A 19370-nucleotide genomic window follows, 5' to 3' on the forward strand; every position below is an offset into this window, starting at 1 on the left:
GCCGCCCGTCCTCATCCTGTAGGACATCCTGTTGATGATGCATCGTAAGATGCAACGTATTGATAGCTTCTCCCCAGTTTGCTATATCGGCCTATCATATATTTGATGGGCCGTTTTTTTATAGCTTTACTCCTAAGCGTTAAATTTATTCTCTAATTGCACTTAGCGTTTCAAGTGATACCATCAGTTTACTGTGCGTTTTCTTTTTAACTCAGCGTATTAGTGATTTTCAATTTGACTGATCAAAGTATTATTTTTTCGGGTATAAATCTTTTATTTTAGGAGTACATTATGTTTAAAACGTTAGCTGTAGCAGGTTTATCTTTATCATGTTTACTAGTTTCAGGTGTTGCATCGGCAAACTGGCAGTTACTCAACGATAAAAGCCAATTAAGTTTTGTCTCAATTAAAAAAAATAGCATTGCTGAGGCAAGCCATTTTACTCAGTTATCAGGGCAATTGAGTGAGCAAGGTCAGTTTAGCGTAAATGTTGATTTAACCTCAGCTGAAACGTTTATTCCTATTCGTAACGAGCGCCTAAGCAAAATTTTGTTTGAATCTGACACATTTGCAAATGCAGTATTAACCGCTGACTTATCTGATAAATTGTCACTTATTAAGCAGCCTGGTCAGTACGTATTAAAAGGTGTTAGCGCCGAGCTAGACTTTCACGGTCATAAAAAGCCACTTGCAGTTGATGTACTTGTTAGTAGTGCGGAAAACGGGGATTTAAGCGTAGCATCATTTACACCTATCATTATTAATAGCGATGACTTTAAAGTCACCGAAGGGATAATGCAGTTACAAAAACTAGCCGGCTTACCTTCGATTGCTACTGCGGTACCGGTTACTTTTGCACTGACCTTTAAAAAACAGTGATTTCTCTTAACGAACTTAGTAAGCAACTAAGCGAGCCAAGTAAACCTTTTGAACAATGGCAGCCTGCTCATTGCGGGCAATTGCCACTGCTGATTGACGAACAAGGTAAATGGTTTTATGCGGGTAGTGAAATTACCCGCCAAGCCATGATAAAGCTGTTTGCTAGTGTGTTGTGTCGCGAAGATGGACAGTTTTATTTAAAAACGCCAGTAGAGAAAATTGCGATTGAGGTTAAGGATGCGCCATTTATTATTGTAAGTTGGCATCGTGAGTCGACCTCTGATGGTGATGTTATTTGTTGTATTGATAACCTACAGCGTACCTGGCTACTAAGTCGTGCTGAGCTGCTACATATTAATAATTACAAAGCCGCTGCAGTGCCTTATATGCAATTACCCTATGGTTGTTTTGCGCGAGTTGCCAGAAATGTGTTTTATCAGTGGGCTGAAATAGCCGAAACTGATGAGCTCGGCTATTTTATTACCTCCGCGAATGAGCGGTTTTATTTAGGGTAATTACTCTGTGTCAGCAGGTGGAATTGCTACGATTGGACCTAAGTACCACTCATCTAACTTTTTAGCGACTTCTGGTAAGCCTGTGCCTTTAAGTGATGAAAAAGCATGAACTGTTATATCGCCATCTAATTCACTCAATTCACGACGAACACTAAGTACCTGTGATTTACGTGGACCTTGCTTGAGCTTATCTGCTTTAGTTAATAGTGCCAATACTGGAATTTCACTACCTACAGCCCAATTAATTAAATCACGGTCTAAATCTTTTAATGGGTGACGAATATCCATCAACACCACAATACCTTTTAAGCTTTGACGTTTTTGTAGGTATTCGCCTAGCGACTTTTGCCATTTCTTTTTCATTTCAATTGGCACTTTCGCAAAGCCATAACCTGGTAGGTCAATTAGGCGCATGTTATCTACATCGGCAAGTTCAAATGTGTTGATCAGCTGAGTACGGCCAGGTGTTTTACTAGTACGTGCTAACTTTTGATCGGTAAGGGCATTAAGCGCACTTGATTTACCTGCATTTGAGCGACCGGCAAACGCGACTTCAATTCCCGTATCAGCAGGTAATTTAGTGATGTCTGGCGCGCTTGTAACGAAAGACGCAGTGTTATACTTGATACGAGATTTGAGCACAGGCTCTCCTAAAACTAAAAAAAATAACATTGGGTAAACCAAATTCACCCGTGGCGCGTATTTTATACTATAAAGTAGCTATTAAAAAGTGTCTTCGAGCATGTAAAACCGTTGCTGATGGTACATTTTAACTGGCTTAGCGATTAATTTTACTCAAAACCCTATAATTTATAGGTTTAATGTGTGTAGAAAACGTGCCAGAGAATTTAATATCGTGTAGAATATAAAAATCACAACATCCATATTGTAGATGATACAGGGTCGGAAACAGAGAATTCACCATGAAAAAAATAGCACTATCTTTAACTATATTGCTTGGTGCGTTGTCAGCAAGCAACGCAACAGCATTTGATGGCGATGTAAACGCAGGTAAAGAAAAATCAGCAACGTGTGCGGCTTGTCACGGCCCAGACGGTAATGCGCCGGTTAACATCTACCCAAAAATTGCAGGCCAACACGCAGATTACATATACAAACAACTTACTGAATTTAAATTAGGTATGACTTCGGGCGGTAAAGAAGGTCGAATGAATCCAGTAATGAGCGGTATGGCAATGCCATTGAGCGATCAAGATATGAAAGACTTGTCTGCTTACTTTGCTTCTTTGAACATGTCTGAAGGTGCTACACCTAAAGATGTTCAAGAAACAGGCGCCATGTTGTACAAAGCGGGTGACGCTGAACGCGGAATTCCATCATGTGCGGCTTGTCATGGTCCACGTGGTAATGGCTCTTCACTAGCTAAATTCCCAAAAATTTCTTTCCAACATCCTGAATACATCAAGTCACAACTTGAGCAGTTCAGAGATGGCACTCGTAATAACGACCTAAATGGTGTTATGCAAGATATTGCTAAGAAACTTACAGATAAAGACATTGAAACATTATCTAAATACCTAGGTGGTCTACACTAAAGTCGTATTTATTTAGATATTGTTAACATAATACAATGTTAAATAGACAAAAAGCAGCTTTGGCTGCTTTTTTTGTTTCTGAAATGACCGATAAAGCCCCTTCACTTGTAAGACATTGACCATACTTTAATGTAAGAAAAGTCTCATTTTATTTTTATTTTTTAAGTTAACTTATTGTAACTTATATTTTTTAACCTTTTCTGTTATGTTTTACACAAGAAAAAAGATATAAATTAGTTGTAACAAAATTATTAACGAGTAAATTAACCCCTGTCGCAACAATAATAACAAATAGGAAAACGTTATAAGGATCGTAGCGCGGCACGACTGAATAGCACATTGAGAGTGCTACTAAAGGAAATAACAAAAAAGTGTCAGGAAAGACCGAAAATAATAAAAACTCATGGAAGTTTAATAATAAAAACAAAATGGAATGCTACACGGAAGATAAATAATAATAATACGGATAAAGAAATAATAATAAAAATAATAAAGACTAAAAAGTCGAAGGGAGAAGTGTCCATATAATGGCGCTCAGATTAGCAGGCGGTAGAGATGTTTTCTCTACCGCCTTTTTATTTGTCCTGTTACAATACCCCCCGTTTAAAAAAAGCATCTAAATATGCTTTGGCGTATATATAGAGAAACCCAACCTCTAAAACGCAAACCGAATTCTTCTGGCTAGGCCAGCATCGCGATGCCCATTGAGTTGCGCCTCGCTCAAAACCTCTTAAGTGAGACGATCAAGATATGAGTAGAAAGAAAAAGTCACGTAAAATTCCATCAAATGGACCCGTTCGTTTAAGCCAAGATAAGCTTAAAGAAATGCGTGCATTGAAAGAGCAACGTGTAAAGAAAACCAAAGGCGCTAAGTCTGGTTCACGTAATGCACCTGATGCATTGAGTAATGACACTCAAAAAACAGGTTCGGCTGCTAAAGACAAACGTGTTGGTAGTAAAAAAGCAGTACCATTAGTTGCCCCAGCCGCTGAACCAAAAGTCGAAATGAAACGTAACCTTAAGCCTGTAGCAGAGCTTAAAAAGGCGATTGAGCCTGAGTTAACGCCTGAGCAAGAATTAGAGGCGCTTGAAAATGATGAGCGCTTGCTTAAATTAGTTGAGCGTCATGAGCAAGGTGAAATGCTAACGGGTAAAGATGCTAAATACTTTAATAGCCGTATAGCGCGTCACCAAGTGCTGTGTAAGTTATTAGGCATTGAAGATGAAGAAGAATTTGAAGATGACTTCAGTGATGAAGAAAGTAATTCAGATTTTGATCAATACCTATCAAACGACCTAGCTAATGAATGGCTAGATGACGACGAAGATAAGTAATAAGGATACGCAATGAGTACAGCAGTGATCTTAGCCTTAGTTGTAGGTGCTGCTATTATAGCGGGCTTGGCATTTTATGCGGGTCAGTTGCTCTACAAGCTAAATGTGCAAAAAAAGCTAATTAGCAAACAACAGGCAGAGCAACAGCAAAAACTTAAGCAGTCGCGTTTAAAACGTAATGCAAAGCTAGCCGATAGTATTCATTTAATTGCACGTGCGATGAATGAAAAGCAATGTGATTACTCTGAGGGCTGTTTACGTATCTGGGTGCTGATGTCGCAATATAGTTTTGATACTGAGCGTGACTTAACAACTGCATACCCAGGCATTTATAAAATGTACGACGTGGTAAAAGAAATGCCAACTCACGATTCGCGCAAAAAGTACGCTAAAAAAGAAATTTTTAAGCAAGATACCGCACGCTGGCGCGCAGAAGAATCACTGAGTGATGAAATTGAAGCTGACTGTAAAAAAATTATTGTTGAGTTTAAAGCAGCCCAAGGCAGCGAAAACGTGGTTTTTAACTAGCACTTAAATTTTACAGCATAAAAAAGCAGACCTAGGTCTGCTTTTTTTATGCGCGCTATTTTTTAAATTATATAACCCGTGAGAAGCGAGTGGCATTTATTTGTTTTTGTAAGTGCGCATCAAAGCACATACAAATAATACGAATAAATAAATTCCCTTTTGGTGTTACGCTAATTAGGTTGTTTTCTATTGTTACCATTTCATCGGCAATTAATGGTGCGAGTGCCTCTAAGGCATCTTTAAAGTAGTCATTAAAGCTGATTTTATGTCTGTTCGCGAATACGCTCATATCAAGCTCAAACTGGCAAATAAGTTGTTTAATTGCATCCGCTCGAATAAGGTCATCTTGGGTTAAATGCATGCCTTTATTAATGGCACTGCCTGCTTGCTCATCGATTGTTTGGTAATAGTGTTTTAGCTCTTTCTTATTTTGTAGTATGGCTGTGCCTATTTGCGATATTGACGAGACCCCTAAGCCTAGTAAATCACATTCTCCATGGGTAGTGTAACCTTGAAAGTTACGATGAAGTTGGCCGCTATTTTGAGCAATAGCCAATTCATTATCAACTTTTGCAAAGTGATCCATACCTATAAATTGATAGCCCGCCTGTGTCATTTGCTCTAGGGTATTTTTGAACATAGTGAGCTTATTATGGGCACTGGGTAAATCAGCATCTTTTATTTTACGTTGAGCGGCAAAACGATCAGGTAAATGAGCGTAGTTAAATACTGAAACACGGTCGGGGTCTAAAGCAATCAGTTGCTCAATAGTTTGCTTAAAACTCTCAGGTGTTTGTAGAGGCAGGCCATAAATCATATCTGCATTAATTGATTTAAAGCCTAATTGTTTTGCTTGGGTAATTAACTGCTTTACCTCATCAACATGTTGAGGGCGGTTAACAGCTAGTTGAACTTGATCATTAAAATCTTGAATACCAAATGACACACGATTAAATCCCATCTCGCTTAAGTCAATCAGCATATTGTCAGCCAGTGAGCGAGGGTCTATTTCTATACCGCGCTCACAGGTATCGCTAAAGTTAAAGTGTTGCTCTAGTAGCTTTACTAAGCGAGTCATTTGGGCTGCGGTCAAAAAGGTTGGAGTACCGCCTCCTAAATGTAATTGCTCAACCTGATAGTCTTGAAATAGCGGCGCTTGTGCCACGATTTCTTTAGCTAAAAAATCTAGGTAGGTATCAGCTTTAGATTGATGGCGAGTAATAACTTTATTACAGCCACAGTAATAGCAAAGCTGGCTACAAAAAGGAATGTGAATATATAAAGACAAAGCACGGGTTTGCGATGATTCAATAGCGCTAATCAAATCTTGTTGCTGATAGCCGTCAGCTAACGAAAGTGCAGTCGGGTAAGACGTGTAACGCGGACCCGATACATTGTATTTGTTTATTAAAGTTTGATCCCATTGAGGAAGTTTAATCATCACGCGCACCTTATCTTTTAAGTTGCTGCGTATTGTAAAAAAGGAAAGGGGAAGGGGGTTTGATCTACAACAAAAAAAGGTGCCGTAGCACCTTTTTAGTATGTAACGTGGCTGCGTTACATTATGGCGTCTTTTAAATACTGAAATAGCTCTTTGTAGCCTCTCGCAGGCTTTTCTGCTTTTACTTCTTTGGCCGCATTACGCACCAGTTGGCGCATTTTTTGGCGCTCAAGAGCTGGGTATTGTTCAATTGTTTCGTTGATTAAGTCATCGCCTTGCTCAATTAAATCACTGCGCAGCTGCTCAATCTTTTTGATCATAACCTCTGCTTGGTTATTTTTATTAAGCATTACATCAATGATCGCTTTAATTTCTTCAATGTTTTCTACTGTACGAAGGGTTTTTGCTATGTAATTTAAGTGGCGGCGGTATGCATCACTTTTATTACTAATTTTATCGGCAACAACCATTGCTTCTTTTAAATCATCATTAAGCGGTAAGCGTTCGCGCTGCTTTTTACCCATTTTGGCAATTTCAGACCCTAACTGATGAAACTCTTGCGCTTCGCGCTTAAGTTCACTTTTTGATACATATATAATTTCTTCTTCAATTTCAGCAGGCTTGCCTTTTTTCTTCGCCATGGGGTGCTCTTAAGTAAAAATAACTTTATCTATTATACGCGATTCTTTTAGTGATTAATATTAGCTGATGTGGTGCAGTGAGTGTGTTAGCATTTAAATATAAAAAATGTGTGCAACATTGCCTTCTGGGCTCAGGACAGAATTTATGAAAAGCCAACACCAAGATCCAATATATTCGCAAATTTCTCAAGTAAAAGATGCCGTTTCTGAAGTACTCGAACATGCTAAAAAACTAGGCGCTACTGCTGCTGAAGCTGCTATGTCGAGCACATCAGGGCTGTCGGTAAGTACGCGTATGGGCGAGGTAGAAACCATTGAGTTTAATCAAGACGGTGGTTTAGGTATTAGCGTGTATGTTGGTAATAACAAAGGCTCCGCCTCTACGGCTGACTTAAATCCAAAAACATTGCGATCTGTGGTCGAAAAAGCCATAGATATTGCTAAATTCACCTCAGATGATCCGTGTAATGGTATTGCTGATAAAGAATTACTTGAGTTTTCGCCTAAAGATTTAGATTTATTTCATCCTTGGGATGTAAGTCCTGAGCAAGGGATTGATTTATGTCATGCTGCTGAGCAAGCCGCATTAAATGCGGATGAGCGAATTGTGAATTCTGATGGTGCTAGTTTTTCTTCGCACCAAGGGTTGCGAGTGTATGGCAATAGTCATGGTTTAATTGCAGGCTACCCAAGAACACGCCATAGCATAAGCACTATGGTAATAGGCAAAGAGGGCGAACATATGCAGCGCGACTCAGCCTACACAATTTCCCGCGATCAAGCAGGGCTAAAAGATGCTGCAAGTGTTGGGCTTGAAGCTGCTGCAGAAACCCTAGCTAAACTAAACAGCCAAAAACTAGGCACCATGAAAGTGCCGGTTATTTTTAGAGCCGATATTGCTAACTCATTGTTTGGCCATTTAGTGTCAGCGATCGGCGGTGGCGCACTGTATCGCAAATCCAGCTTTTTACTGGATAGCTTAGGTACACAAGTGTTCAGCAAAACTGTTAATATTTCAGAGCGCCCACACTTATTAAAAGGGTTAGCATCATCACCTTTTGATAGCGAAGGGGTTAAAACTCTAGACAGAGAAATAATACACGGTGGTGAATTGCAAACATATTTATTAGCGAGCTACGCAGCGCGTAAAATGAATATGACGCCAACAGGCCATGCCGGTGGTATTCATAACTGGTTGGTTGAGCAAACCCATCAGGACTTAGCTACACTATTGAAAACCATGGGCACGGGTTTGTTAGTCACTGAACTTATGGGGCAGGGTGTAAATACCGTGACTGGTGACTACTCTCGTGGTGCAGCTGGTTTTTGGGTTGAAAATGGTGAAATACAGTACCCAGTAAGTGAAATAACTATTGCTGGTAACTTAAGAGATATGTTTAAAGGTATTTCAGCTATTGGTGGCGATATAGAGCGACGTGGTGGTATTCAAACGGGCTCAGTGCTGATTGAGCAAATGCAAATTGCGGGTGCTTAATACCCTTCCACAATAATACTTAATTCAGCGAATTGGTATACACCCACTTTGTTTGCTTAAATTAAGCTTAATTTAAGCAAACTTTCCTTTGAGGTTTTTAAGGTGTGATATGGCTAAAGATAGATATGCGCCAAAACCATTAACTGACATTATGGCCGGGCTAAACAACCGTTTAGCAGCCTATGCGGGAAAAAGCCAAGCATTGGATACACAGCAACAACTGTTACGCGATTTTTTAGGGCCTAAGCTAGGCGATAAATGTCGAGTAAGTAATTATCGTGACGGCACACTGATGATAGAAGCTGTTTCAGCTCCTATTGCTCTTAGGCTTAATTATTTAAAAATGGATATGCAGTCTCATTTTAGAGCCGCAGGTATGGCAGAGCTTGGACAAATAAAAATTACCGCCAATCCACAAGCAACTCAACGATTAAGTAATCGTCCTAAAGCGACAGATAGCCAAGCGACTAACTCTCTTAAAATGAGTGTGCAAACGGCTGATTATTTGAATGCGATCGCCGATTCTGCCCCTCCTTCATTAAAAGAAAAGCTGCAGCGCTTAGCATTACATGGCAAAAGTAAGCCCTAGCTAGCCCTCATGCTAGGCTCTTTTTCACGCTTTGAACAAACGCAAAATACTTTGTTACATATTCGATTTTATTGTTATTTAAATCAGGTTTATTATGCTTAGCTAGTGCTTCCTAAATTAGGTTGTAGCTGATGCGTATTTCATTAAGCAGGTAATAGACTGCATCCTATTGTTGTTTTTTTTGAGTTATCAAATCTTAATGAAATGCGTATTTATTCTAATTAATATACGGAATTCTTATGAAAAAAATAACAATGACTGCCGCCAGTATTGCATTGGCGTTAGGTTTGGTTGGCTGCGGCGAAAAGCCACAACAAATGAAAGCAGAATCAACCACAGTAACTGCACCGGTGGCGGCCCCTGGTGCGCTAGGTGTTGATTTACAAAATATGGATAAAAGTGTTCGTGCACAGGATGATTTTTATTACCATGTTAATGGTCAATGGTTAGCAAAAACTGAGATTCCAGGTGACAAGTCTAACTATGGGTCGTTCTCACAGTTATATGATGAATCGCAAAAAGCAATGAAAACAGTGCTTGAAAACGCCAGTGCTAATAGTAGTGCAAAACCAGGTTCAGATGAATATAAGATTGGTGCATTTTATTCTAGCTATATGGCTGAAAATGCTCGTGAAGAGTTAGGTATTTTGCCACTTGAGCCAGCTATTAAAAGCATTGATACAGTGAAAGATAAAGCCGCGTTGGTCACACTGATGGCACAGCTACAAGTTAAAGGTGGCGATCTTCCTTTTGGCTGGTATGTTAATAATGACGCTAAAAACTCAAGTGAAAATGCGCTTTATGCCTATCAAGCGGGACTTGGTTTACCTGATCGTGACTACTATTTAAAAGATGATGAAAAATTCACAAAAATTCGCGCGGCTTATCAAACGTATATCACCGATATTTTAGCTAAAGCTGGCGTTAATAATGCTGCTGATGCAGCCAAAGCGATATTAGCACTTGAAACGACACTTGCTGATGCACAGTGGAGCCGAGTGCAAAGCCGTGATGCAACTAAGTCATACAATAAAATGACGGTAGCTGAAGCTAACTCGCTAATGGGTGAGTTTGATTTAAATGCCTATTTCGAAGCAGTTGGCGTTGATGCTCAAGAGTTAATTGTGCGCCAACCAAGTTACTTTGAAAAATTTGCAGAGATTTTCAACAATACTGACTTAGCTGTTTGGCAAAACTATTTAAAATTCCATTTTGTTAGTAATTACGCGCAGCTACTTAATAAAGATTTAGTGGATTTGAAGTTTAATTTTTACAGCACCACGTTGCGTGGTGTTGAAGAGCAAGCACCACTTTGGAAGCAAGCCGTTGATGCATCAAACAGTGTACTGGGTGAAATTTTAGGTAAAGTCTACGTTAAAGAAAACTTCCCGCCAGAAGCAAAAGCACGTATGGAAGAGTTAGTTGATAATGTGATTAAAGGCTATTCAGTGGCAATTGAAAACCTTGAGTGGATGAGCCCTGAAACAAAAGTGGCGGCGCAAGAAAAACTCAATAAGTTTACCCCTAAAATTGGTTACCCAGATAAATGGAAAGATTACTCAGATTTAGCGATTAACCCTGATGAACTGGTAGGTAACTATATTCGCTACAGTGAATGGGCTTATGCAGATATGATTGCTAAATTAGGTAAGCCAGTTGATCGCTCTGAGTGGCATATGACTCCACAAACAGTGAATGCTTACTACAATCCAGTGAATAACGAAATAGTATTCCCTGCGGCGATTCTGCAGCCTCCTTTCTTTAATTTAGAAGCGGATGATGCGGTTAACTATGGTGCTATTGGTGCGGTTATTGGCCATGAGTTAGGCCATGGCTTTGACGACCAAGGGGCAAAATACGACGGTGATGGCAATTTACGTAATTGGTGGAGCGAGTCAGACCTTAAGCAGTTTGAACAGCGAAGTGCTGCCTTAGTTGCACAGTATAATCAATATAAACCGTTTGAAGATGCCAGCGTTAATGGTGAGCTGACACTGGGTGAAAACATTGGTGATTTAGGCGGCTTAACCGTCGCTTATAAAGCGTATCAGCTATCGCTGGGTGATTCGAAAGCGCCCATTATTGAAGGCTATACGGGCGACCAACGCTTCTTTATGGGCTGGTCGCAAATTTGGCGTCGTAAATACCGTGATGAGGCGCTACGTAATCGTTTAATGACGGATTCACATTCACCGAGTCATTATCGCGTAATTGGTATTTTGTCGAACATGCCAGAATTTTACCAAGCGTTTGATGTTAAAGAGGGCGATAAAATGTATATCAAGCCTGAAGATCGCGTAAAAATTTGGTAATTTGAGCTGAAATTAGCTTAGAGCTATTAATCGCAAAATAAAAAGCCAGTGAGCATCATGCTCACTGGCTTTTTAGTTACTTATATGCCTGATGATGAAACTAGCTATATTTCGTTTTTATGGCGCTGATAATCTCGACATTGGCCGCAGGGAAATCATAGTTATCAAGTTCGTCTATGCTGACCCATTCGCTTGGTTGTCCTTCTGCGCCATGAGCTTGACCATTAAAGTTACTGACCACATGCACATTAAGTCGTACGCATTTATCGCCATAGTCATGCTCTATAGTGATAAGTTCGCTTGAACTATGAATAGTCAGTCCTACCTCTTCTAGCAGTTCACGTTTTAGGGCTTGAAACACACTTTCTCCAGCTTCAACTTTGCCACCAGGAAACTCCCATAGCCCACCTTGATGTTGCTCATCTGCACGTTTACAAATAAACAAATTGTTATTTTTTTTAATTACACCCACAGCAACATTGATGATTACTTTAGTCATTACCTCTCCCTTAAACAGCATAAAAAAAGCGACGCAAGCGTCGCTTTTTATCTAACGTAGCAAAGTGGTGTTATTTTAATTTACCACAACATTGTTTGTATTTTTGGCCTGAACCACATGGACATGGATCGTTACGGCCAACTTTTGGTTCGCTACGTGCCATAACCTGAGCGCTTTGCGGTGCTTCACCACCTACGTGCTCTGCTTCTTCATGTTGATATTCGCGAGGGGCATTTTCACTTTTACGGTGTTGCTCTTCTACTTTTTCAACATCTTCTTCAGCGCGAACTTGCACTTTACTTAAAATACCGACCACATCGACTTTTAAGTTTTCTAGCATTTCAGAGAATAACTCAAACGACTCACGTTTGTATTCTTGCTTAGGATTCTTTTGTGCGTAACCACGTAAGTGAATACCTTGGCGTAAGTGATCCATTGCCGCAAGATGGTCTTTCCAATGTTGGTCAAGACTTTGAAGCATAATGGCTTTTTCAAACTGACGTAGTACAGAATCGCCGACCATTTGTTCTTTTTGCTTGTAGGCTTGTTCAACCGCTTCTTCAATACGCTCACGAAGTTTTTCTTCATACAGTTTATTGTCATCAGCTAACCACTGAGTAATTGGTAACTCAATTAGGAAATCTTGCTTTAAGCGCTCTTCAAGCCCTGGGATATCCCACATTTCAGCCAAGCTTTGTGGGGCAATGTATTGATCAATTACACCAGCGAGCACATCACCACGGATAGCGGTAATCGTTTCTGAAATATCACCTTCTTCAAGCAATTCGTTACGTTGAGAGTAAACAACACGACGTTGGTCGTTTGCTACATCATCGTACTCAAGTAGCTGTTTACGCACATCAAAGTTACGTGCTTCTACTTTACGCTGTGCGTTTTCGATTGCGCGGTTAACCCATGGGTGTTCAATCGCTTCGCCGCGTTGCATACCTAGTTTACGCATCATGTTAGTCATGCGCTCACCGGCAAAAATACGCATTAACGCATCATCCATCGATAGGTAAAAACGGCTTGAACCGGCATCACCTTGACGGCCAGAACGACCACGTAATTGGTTATCAATACGACGTGATTCATGACGCTCTGTACCAATAATGTGTAAACCGCCGGCATCAATTACTGCATCATGGCGAATCTTCCATGCGGCTTTAATTTCGGCAATTTGTTCGTCAGTTGGGTTTTCAAGTTTTTCAACTTCACTATTCCAGTTACCACCCAGTACAATATCGGTACCACGACCAGCCATGTTAGTGGCAATAGTAACAGTCCCTGGTAAGCCCGCATCAGAAACAATGTCTGCTTCTTGTGCGTGGAATTTAGCGTTCAGTACATTGTGCTTAATTTTTTCTTTACGTAAAAACTGCGACAAGTACTCAGAGCTTTCAATTGAGATAGTACCTACAAGTACTGGCTGACCACGTTCTTGACAGTCTTTAATGTCTGCTAAAATGGCTTCGTACTTTTCTTCTTGCGTTAGGTACACCAAATCTGCGCGATCATCACGGATCATTGGCTTATTGGTTGGCATAACAACTGTGTCTAAACCGTAGATAGACTGAAACTCAAATGCTTCTGTATCGGCTGTGCCTGTCATACCTGCTAGCGTTTCGTACAAGCGGAAGTAATTTTGGAACGTAATAGAAGCTAACGTTTGGTTCTCGTTTTGAATTTTCACACCTTCTTTTGCTTCTACGGCTTGGTGTAAACCTTCTGACCAACGACGTCCTTCCATAGAGCGACCTGTGTGCTCATCAATAATGATAACTTCGTTTTCTTTAATAACGTAGTCAACATCTTTTTGGTAAAGCTTGTGTGCACGAAGAGCTGCATAAACGTGACTAAGTAGCGTGATGCTCGCTGCTGAGTACAGTGAATCACCTTCTTCAATTAAGCCGCGCTCTGTAAGTAGCTCTTCAACTTTTATTTGCCCACGCTCAGTTAGGTGAACTTGCTTAGATTTTTCATCGATAGTGAAATCGCCATCGCCTTCAATCCCTTCCTCATCTTCTTTTTCTTGTAGTTCAAGTAAAGGAACAATGGTATTTATTTCAGTGTAAAGCTCTGAGCTGTCTTCAGCTGGGCCTGAAATAATAAGCGGCGTTCGCGCTTCATCAATTAGGATTGAATCCACTTCATCCACTACGGCATAAAATAATGGGCGTTGAACGCGCTCATCAATGCTAAATGCCATGTTGTCACGTAGGTAGTCAAAACCAAATTCGTTATTGGTACCGTAAGTGATGTCAGCTTCATAAGCTTGTTTTTTCTGTTGTGGCATCATGCCCGGAACATTACAACCAACGGTTAAGCCTAAAAACTCAAATAGTGGACGGTTGGTTTCAGCATCACGCTTGGCTAAGTAGTCATTCACGGTAATGACATGAACGCCTTTGCCTGTTAAGCCATTTAAATAAGCAGGAAGCGTTGCTGTTAGGGTTTTACCTTCACCAGTACGCATTTCTGCAATACGGCCTTGTTGTAAAACCATACCACCTAATAATTGCACGTCGAAGTGACGCATACCGTTTACACGCTTTGACGCTTCACGTACCACAGCAAATGCTTCTGGTAGAATATCGCCTAAGCTTTGTCCGTTATCGTAACGTTCTCTAAACTCAGCTGTTTTAGCTTTTAAATCTTCATCTGAAAGCGCTTCTAGTTGCGTTTCAAGTGCATTGATCAGTGCGACCGTCTTTCTTAGGTTTTTAATAGTGCGGTCATTGCGACTACCAAAAATCTTGGTAAATAAATTAGATATCATGATAAAACCGTTACAATGTGTTTTTTTGCTAGCCGTGCATCGGCTAACCCATTTTTTACAATTGATAATTAATGTATTCTTTAAATTAACCTTTAGGACACATTAATTAGCAATTTTGTATTAAGCTGCTTAAAAAGCACTGTTTATTACCTGCGCTACTATACCAGACTCTGCTAAACATCAAACTACCTCTATAAAAAGATCTTCATTTAAAACAGAAAAATGAGATCTCGCTCATAAAAATAGCGTTATGTAACGAAACTTGATTAAAACTGCAGATAAACAGACTCTGAAGATATGGTGTTGAATAAATTAAAAACAAGGGTGAAACGCCTAAATTTTACCCTTAAATACTTTGCTTGCGGTCATCGCTTTTTAACTCTTAAATTGCACAATCTTTTTATTTATTACTCTTCGTAAGTCACTTAAGCCATACGGTTTATCGGCAGGTGCATATACATGGTAGCGGTATCATTAAATAAGCTACTAATCGCAAATGAAGCGTGTGTTAATATCTTATGCAATCAGCGTTTGCTAATATTATTTTTAGTAGTATAAAGTTCATCATATTTTTTGTTGCTATAAAACGCGTTGATTGAGTTTTAATAAAAGGGAAAATAAAGTGCAAACCAACAAAGATAACTTAGTAGTCCTTGGCGCTGGTTGGCTTGGCCAAGCCTTATGTATTGATGCACAAAAACAAGGTTGGCAAGTGCAAGGAACTCATCGTAGTGACACTCATCAATTTGATTTTGAGCGTCAGTTTGTTTTACAAAACGGCGAGCTGCAGCACCAAGTGGATTTACAAAACGCGTACTGGGTGTGTGCTATACCGCCGCGCAGTCGTGACAGCGAAAGTGATTATTCTCAAGTGCTGGAGCAGGGGTTAAAGCTGGCAACTGAACTTAATTGCAAAGGTTTTTTATTGTGCTCATCGACTGGAGTGTATGATCAAGAGCCTGGAGTTTATAGTGAAAGTAGCGATATATCTGGCACTAACGAGCGACAAATAAAGCTCTATGATGCTGAAGAGCAAGTACTTGAGCAGCAAGGTAAAGTTTTAAGGTTAGCCGGATTGTTGGGGCCAAACAGAGAGCCGGGTCGTTTTGTGGCAGGTAAAGAGCTCAACACCTCTAGTCAGCAAGTGGTGAACATGGTGCATCAACAAGATGTGATCAATGCCATTTATGCGGTACTTAACAATTGGTCACAAGGGCAAAGCATTTATAATGTAGTTAACCCTGCGCATCCGAACAAAGCAGATTATTATGCACAAAAATGTGAGCTGTATGGCACACAAATGCCAAGTTTTAGTAGTGATGAAGTCGCTGAGCGCAAAGTTATTGGCTCAGCGATAGAAGCGCTGGGTTTTAGTTATCAGTATGGTATTTAACCTGAACTCTGAATAATAAATCTATCTCAAGCAGCTATTTTCAGTGCTAACTGCGTTGAATTTACTTGCAATAGGCGAGCTTTCGACACGTAATTTCGCCTTGTTTTCACTGGAAATCTCTGGCTAGAGAAAATAAACATAAATATCATATTGATTCAATACGTTAGTAAATCTCTTAACCAGAGTTCAGGCTATTTAATAAGAAGGTAAGGGCGAATTTTTTATAAAGTCGGACAACTTACCTTCACTTAGTAGTGTGTTAGCCGCTTCGATATCGGGAGCAAAGTAGCGGTCTTTATCGTAATAGCTAACATGTTGGCGTAGCAGTGCCTTCGCATTTTCTACCTGCTTACACGCATGTAGTGGCGCTCTAAATTCTAACCCTTGAGAAGCACTTAGCCACTCAACGGCTAACACGCCTTGCGTATTATTAGCCATATCAACTAAGCGCCTAGCGGCAAAGGTTGCCATAGAGACATGGTCTTCTTGGTTAGCTGAGGTCGGTAAGCTATCTACCGAGGCTGGGTGTGCTAGTGACTTGTTCTCAGAGGCGAGCGCAGCTGCGGTCACTTGAGCTATCATAAATCCTGAATTTACCCCACCGTTTTCAACTAAAAATGGCGGCAATTTTGATAAATTAGAGTCAATCAGTAGGGCAATACGTCGCTCAGCTAAGGCGCCAATTTCGGCAATGGCAATCGCAAGATTATCAGCGGCCATAGCAACGGGCTCAGCATGAAAGTTTCCACCTGAAATAATATCCCCCACATCGGCAAAAACGAGTGGGTTATCGGTTACCCCGTTTGATTCACATATTAATACTTCGGCGGCTTGGCGTATTTGGGTTAAGCACGCACCAAGTACTTGCGGTTGGCAACGCAGGCAATAAGGGTCTTGTACTTTTTCACAATTAATATGTGAGTCACTAATTTGTGAGTGGGTACTTAATAGTTCTCTAAATACGTGCGCGGTATCAATTTGCCCTTGTTGACCACGAACCTCATGAATACGTGCATCAAATGGTGCGCGACTGCCCATGGCGGCCTCAATACTGATAGAGCCAATTACACAGCTTTGTGCGTACAAGTCTTCGGCTCTAAATAAGCCCTGCAGTGCAAATGCAGTAGAGGCTTGCGTGCCATTTAATAAGGCTAAGCCCTCTTTGGCGGCTAATGTCAGTGGCTCAAGCCCTGCAATTTTTAACCCCTGTTCTGCGCTTATTAGCTCTCCTTGGTAGCGCATTTTCCCTTCACCCAATAAAGGCAGGCACATATGAGCAAGGGGGGCTAAATCGCCCGAAGCGCCCACTGAGCCCTTTTTAGGCACGCATGGGTACACTTCATTTTTGAGTAGCTGTATAAAAAACTCAATGACTGCTAAACGAATACCAGAATAACCCCGTGATAAAGAATTTACTTTTAGGGTGATCATTAATCTGACCGTGCTGTCATCCATTAATTCGCCAATGCCCGCAGCGTGTGAAAGCACAATACTGCGTTGTAATAGTTCTAGCTCATCATTCGCTATTTTAGTATTGGCTAATAAACCAAAGCCGGTATTAATACCATATACAGTACGCTGCTCGTTTATTACGTCTTGAACGGTTTGCGCGCTGGCTGCTATTTGTGTGACGGACTCAGTTGCCAAAGTTAAATCTACGGCCGATTGATTAATTTTTCTTAAGGTATTTAATTCAAGCTGACCCGGTGTGAGTGTGTATGAAATCATGACTTATCCTTGTTAAGCATAGGTAGGTCTAGGTTTTGTTGTTGTGCACAGTTTTTTGCAATGTCATAACCAGCATCGGCATGGCGCATTACACCGGTAGCGGGATCGTTCCACAGCACTCTAGCAAGGCGTTGCTCTGCTTCATCGGTACCATCGGCAACAATAACTACACCTGAATGCTGGCTAAAGCCCATTCCAACGCCGCCACCATGATGAAGCGATACCCAAGTAGCACCGCCAGCGGTATTGAGCAGGGCATTTAAAAGTGGCCAATCAGAGACAGCATCGGAGCCATCTTGCATGCTCTCTGTTTCACGATTAGGACTAGCTACTGAGCCTGAGTCAAGATGATCGCGGCCAATAACTACTGGTGCTTTAAGTTCACCATTTTTAACCATTTCATTAAAGGCAACCGCTAAACGCGCGCGGTCTTTTAAGCCAACCCAACAAATACGTGCAGGCAAGCCTTGAAATTGAATTCGCTCACGCGCCATATCAAGCCAATTATGCAAATGCTTATCATCAGGAATGAGCTCTTTTACTTTTGCGTCTGTTTTGTAAATATCTTCGGGATCGCCCGATAGTGCTACCCATCTAAATGGGCCAATGCCTTCACAAAATAATGGACGAATATAAGCAGGCACAAATCCAGGGAAATCAAAAGCATTTGCTACGCCTTCTTCGAGCGCCATTTGACGAATATTGTTGCCGTAGTCGGTAGTTGCTGCGCCCGCATCTTGCAGTGCCAGCATCGCTGTTACTTGAACAGCCATTGACTGTTTGGCCGCTTTTACCACTGCTTGTGGATTATCGATTCGCATTTTTGCTGCATGCTCCATACTCCAACCTTGTGGCAGGTAGCCGTTAAGCGGATCATGAGCAGAGGTTTGATCGGTGACTATATCGGGAGTAATACCACTTTTTACTAAGGTACTAAAAACATCAGCCGCGTTACCAAGTAAACCCACAGAAAGCGCTTCACCTTTTACACAGGCATCGGTTATTAATTTTAATGCATGCTCAAGATCTGTGGCTTTTACGTCGACGTACCCTGTTTTTATTCGAAAATCGATACGGCTTTCATCACATTCCACCACTAAGGCACTAAAGCCAGCCATGGTTGCAGCTAATGGTTGTGCTCCGCCCATTCCTCCCAGGCCACCTGTTAACACCCACTTACCTTTGGCATCGCCTGAGAAATGTTGTTTTGCCATAGCTACAAAGGTTTCGTAAGTGCCTTGAACAATTCCTTGAGAACCAATATAAATCCAAGAGCCAGCGGTCATTTGGCCGTACATCATCAAGCCTTTTTTATCTAACTCGTTAAAATGTTCCCAGTTAGCCCAGTGCGGAACAAGGTTAGAATTTGCAATTAATACCCGCGGTGCGTTGCTATGAGTTTTAAATACCCCCACCGGTTTACCTGATTGCACCAATAGGGTTTCGTCATCTTCAAGGCGCTCAAGCGTCGCAATTATTTTGTCGTAGCTTGGCCAGTCACGGGCAGCACGGCCAATCCCACCATACACCACCAAAGCTTGCGGGTGCTCGGCAACATCAGGGTCTAAATTATTCATTAGCATGCGTTTAGCTGCTTCGGTTTGCCAGCTTTTAGTAGATATTTGATTACCATGCTGTGCGCGAATTGTGCGTTGTGTGTCCAGTCGATGATCCATTATT

At 41.0% G+C, this 19370-nt stretch carries 16 protein-coding genes; 9 read left to right on the forward strand and 7 right to left on the reverse strand.

Annotation, left to right across the window (positions count from 1 at the left end; translation table 11 throughout):
- Positions 1–291 precede the first annotated feature (291 nt).
- Positions 292–879 (forward strand): YceI family protein, encoded by a 588-nt coding sequence (locus FLM47_RS01355; RefSeq protein ID WP_055012277.1) that lies wholly within the window; start codon positions 292–294, stop codon positions 877–879.
- Entirely contained in the window at positions 876–1394 is a 519-nt protein-coding gene (locus FLM47_RS01360; protein ID WP_178954684.1) for a DUF1285 domain-containing protein, read from the forward strand. The genes FLM47_RS01355 and FLM47_RS01360 overlap by 4 nt, the downstream gene beginning before the upstream one ends.
- On the opposite strand, the gene yihA is transcribed toward FLM47_RS01360, so the two are convergent.
- Positions 1395–2036: a ribosome biogenesis GTP-binding protein YihA/YsxC gene (yihA, locus tag FLM47_RS01365; protein ID WP_138607234.1), complete on the reverse strand. Its 642-nt coding sequence runs from the start codon at positions 2034–2036 to the stop codon at positions 1395–1397.
- A gap of 281 nt (positions 2037–2317) precedes the next feature.
- On the opposite strand from yihA, the gene FLM47_RS01370 reads away from it, so the two are divergent.
- From FLM47_RS01370 to FLM47_RS01380, 3 genes are all read left to right on the forward strand, one after another.
- The gene (locus FLM47_RS01370) at positions 2318–2950 is read left to right on the forward strand and encodes a cytochrome c (protein WP_008112717.1); all 633 of its coding nucleotides are present in this window, start codon (positions 2318–2320) and stop codon (positions 2948–2950) included.
- Positions 2951–3700: 750 nt separating this feature from the next.
- Positions 3701–4285, forward strand: a complete 585-nt coding sequence (gene yihI / locus FLM47_RS01375; protein ID WP_178954686.1) for a Der GTPase-activating protein YihI — start codon at positions 3701–3703, stop codon at positions 4283–4285.
- 12 nt (positions 4286–4297) lie between these two features.
- Positions 4298–4813: a DUF2489 domain-containing protein gene (locus tag FLM47_RS01380; RefSeq protein ID WP_010390378.1), complete on the forward strand. Its 516-nt coding sequence runs from the start codon at positions 4298–4300 to the stop codon at positions 4811–4813.
- Positions 4814–4880: 67 nt separating this feature from the next.
- Here the strand turns inward: FLM47_RS01380 and hemN are convergent, their stop codons facing one another.
- Both hemN and yjgA read right to left on the reverse strand, forming a co-directional pair.
- Positions 4881–6254 carry an oxygen-independent coproporphyrinogen III oxidase gene (hemN, locus tag FLM47_RS01385; protein ID WP_178954688.1) on the reverse strand — a complete coding sequence of 458 codons (1374 nt, stop codon included), beginning with the start codon at positions 6252–6254 and terminating at the stop codon, positions 4881–4883.
- 116 nt (positions 6255–6370) lie between these two features.
- Positions 6371–6895, reverse strand: coding sequence for a ribosome biogenesis factor YjgA (gene yjgA / locus FLM47_RS01390; RefSeq protein WP_010390384.1), 525 nt, complete (start codon positions 6893–6895; stop codon positions 6371–6373).
- A 145-nt stretch (positions 6896–7040) separates the two neighbouring features.
- Between yjgA and pmbA the strand changes: the two genes are divergently transcribed.
- The 3 genes from pmbA (at position 7041) to FLM47_RS01405 (ending at position 11291) form a co-directional block, all read left to right on the forward strand.
- The gene (gene pmbA, locus FLM47_RS01395; RefSeq protein WP_138569778.1) at positions 7041–8390 is read left to right on the forward strand and encodes a metalloprotease PmbA; all 1350 of its coding nucleotides are present in this window, start codon (positions 7041–7043) and stop codon (positions 8388–8390) included.
- 109 nt (positions 8391–8499) lie between these two features.
- Positions 8500–8979: a DUF721 domain-containing protein gene (locus FLM47_RS01400; protein ID WP_178954690.1), complete on the forward strand. Its 480-nt coding sequence runs from the start codon at positions 8500–8502 to the stop codon at positions 8977–8979.
- Positions 8980–9218: 239 nt separating this feature from the next.
- Complete coding sequence (locus FLM47_RS01405; RefSeq protein ID WP_010390389.1) at positions 9219–11291, forward strand: M13 family metallopeptidase; 2073 nt, start codon at positions 9219–9221, stop codon at positions 11289–11291.
- A gap of 100 nt (positions 11292–11391) precedes the next feature.
- Here the strand turns inward: FLM47_RS01405 and mutT are convergent, their stop codons facing one another.
- Both mutT and secA read right to left on the reverse strand, forming a co-directional pair.
- Positions 11392–11790 (reverse strand): 8-oxo-dGTP diphosphatase MutT, encoded by a 399-nt coding sequence (gene mutT, locus FLM47_RS01410; protein ID WP_075169495.1) that lies wholly within the window; start codon positions 11788–11790, stop codon positions 11392–11394.
- A gap of 70 nt (positions 11791–11860) precedes the next feature.
- Positions 11861–14569: a preprotein translocase subunit SecA gene (secA, locus tag FLM47_RS01415; protein WP_178954692.1), complete on the reverse strand. Its 2709-nt coding sequence runs from the start codon at positions 14567–14569 to the stop codon at positions 11861–11863.
- 622 nt (positions 14570–15191) lie between these two features.
- Here secA and FLM47_RS01420 point away from each other — a divergent pair.
- Entirely contained in the window at positions 15192–15962 is a 771-nt protein-coding gene (locus FLM47_RS01420) for an NADP-binding protein (protein WP_178954694.1), read from the forward strand.
- Between the two features lie 195 nt (positions 15963–16157).
- Here the strand turns inward: FLM47_RS01420 and hutH are convergent, their stop codons facing one another.
- Positions 16158–17690, reverse strand: a complete 1533-nt coding sequence (gene hutH / locus FLM47_RS01425; protein WP_178954696.1) for a histidine ammonia-lyase — start codon at positions 17688–17690, stop codon at positions 16158–16160.
- Positions 17687–19366 (reverse strand): urocanate hydratase, encoded by a 1680-nt coding sequence (gene hutU, locus FLM47_RS01430; RefSeq protein WP_178954698.1) that lies wholly within the window; start codon positions 19364–19366, stop codon positions 17687–17689. The genes hutH and hutU overlap by 4 nt, the downstream gene beginning before the upstream one ends.
- Positions 19367–19370: the final 4 nt, after the last annotated feature.

This window comes from Pseudoalteromonas sp. Scap06 (genome assembly GCF_013394165.1).
Taxonomy (GTDB): Bacteria; Pseudomonadota; Gammaproteobacteria; order Enterobacterales; family Alteromonadaceae; genus Pseudoalteromonas.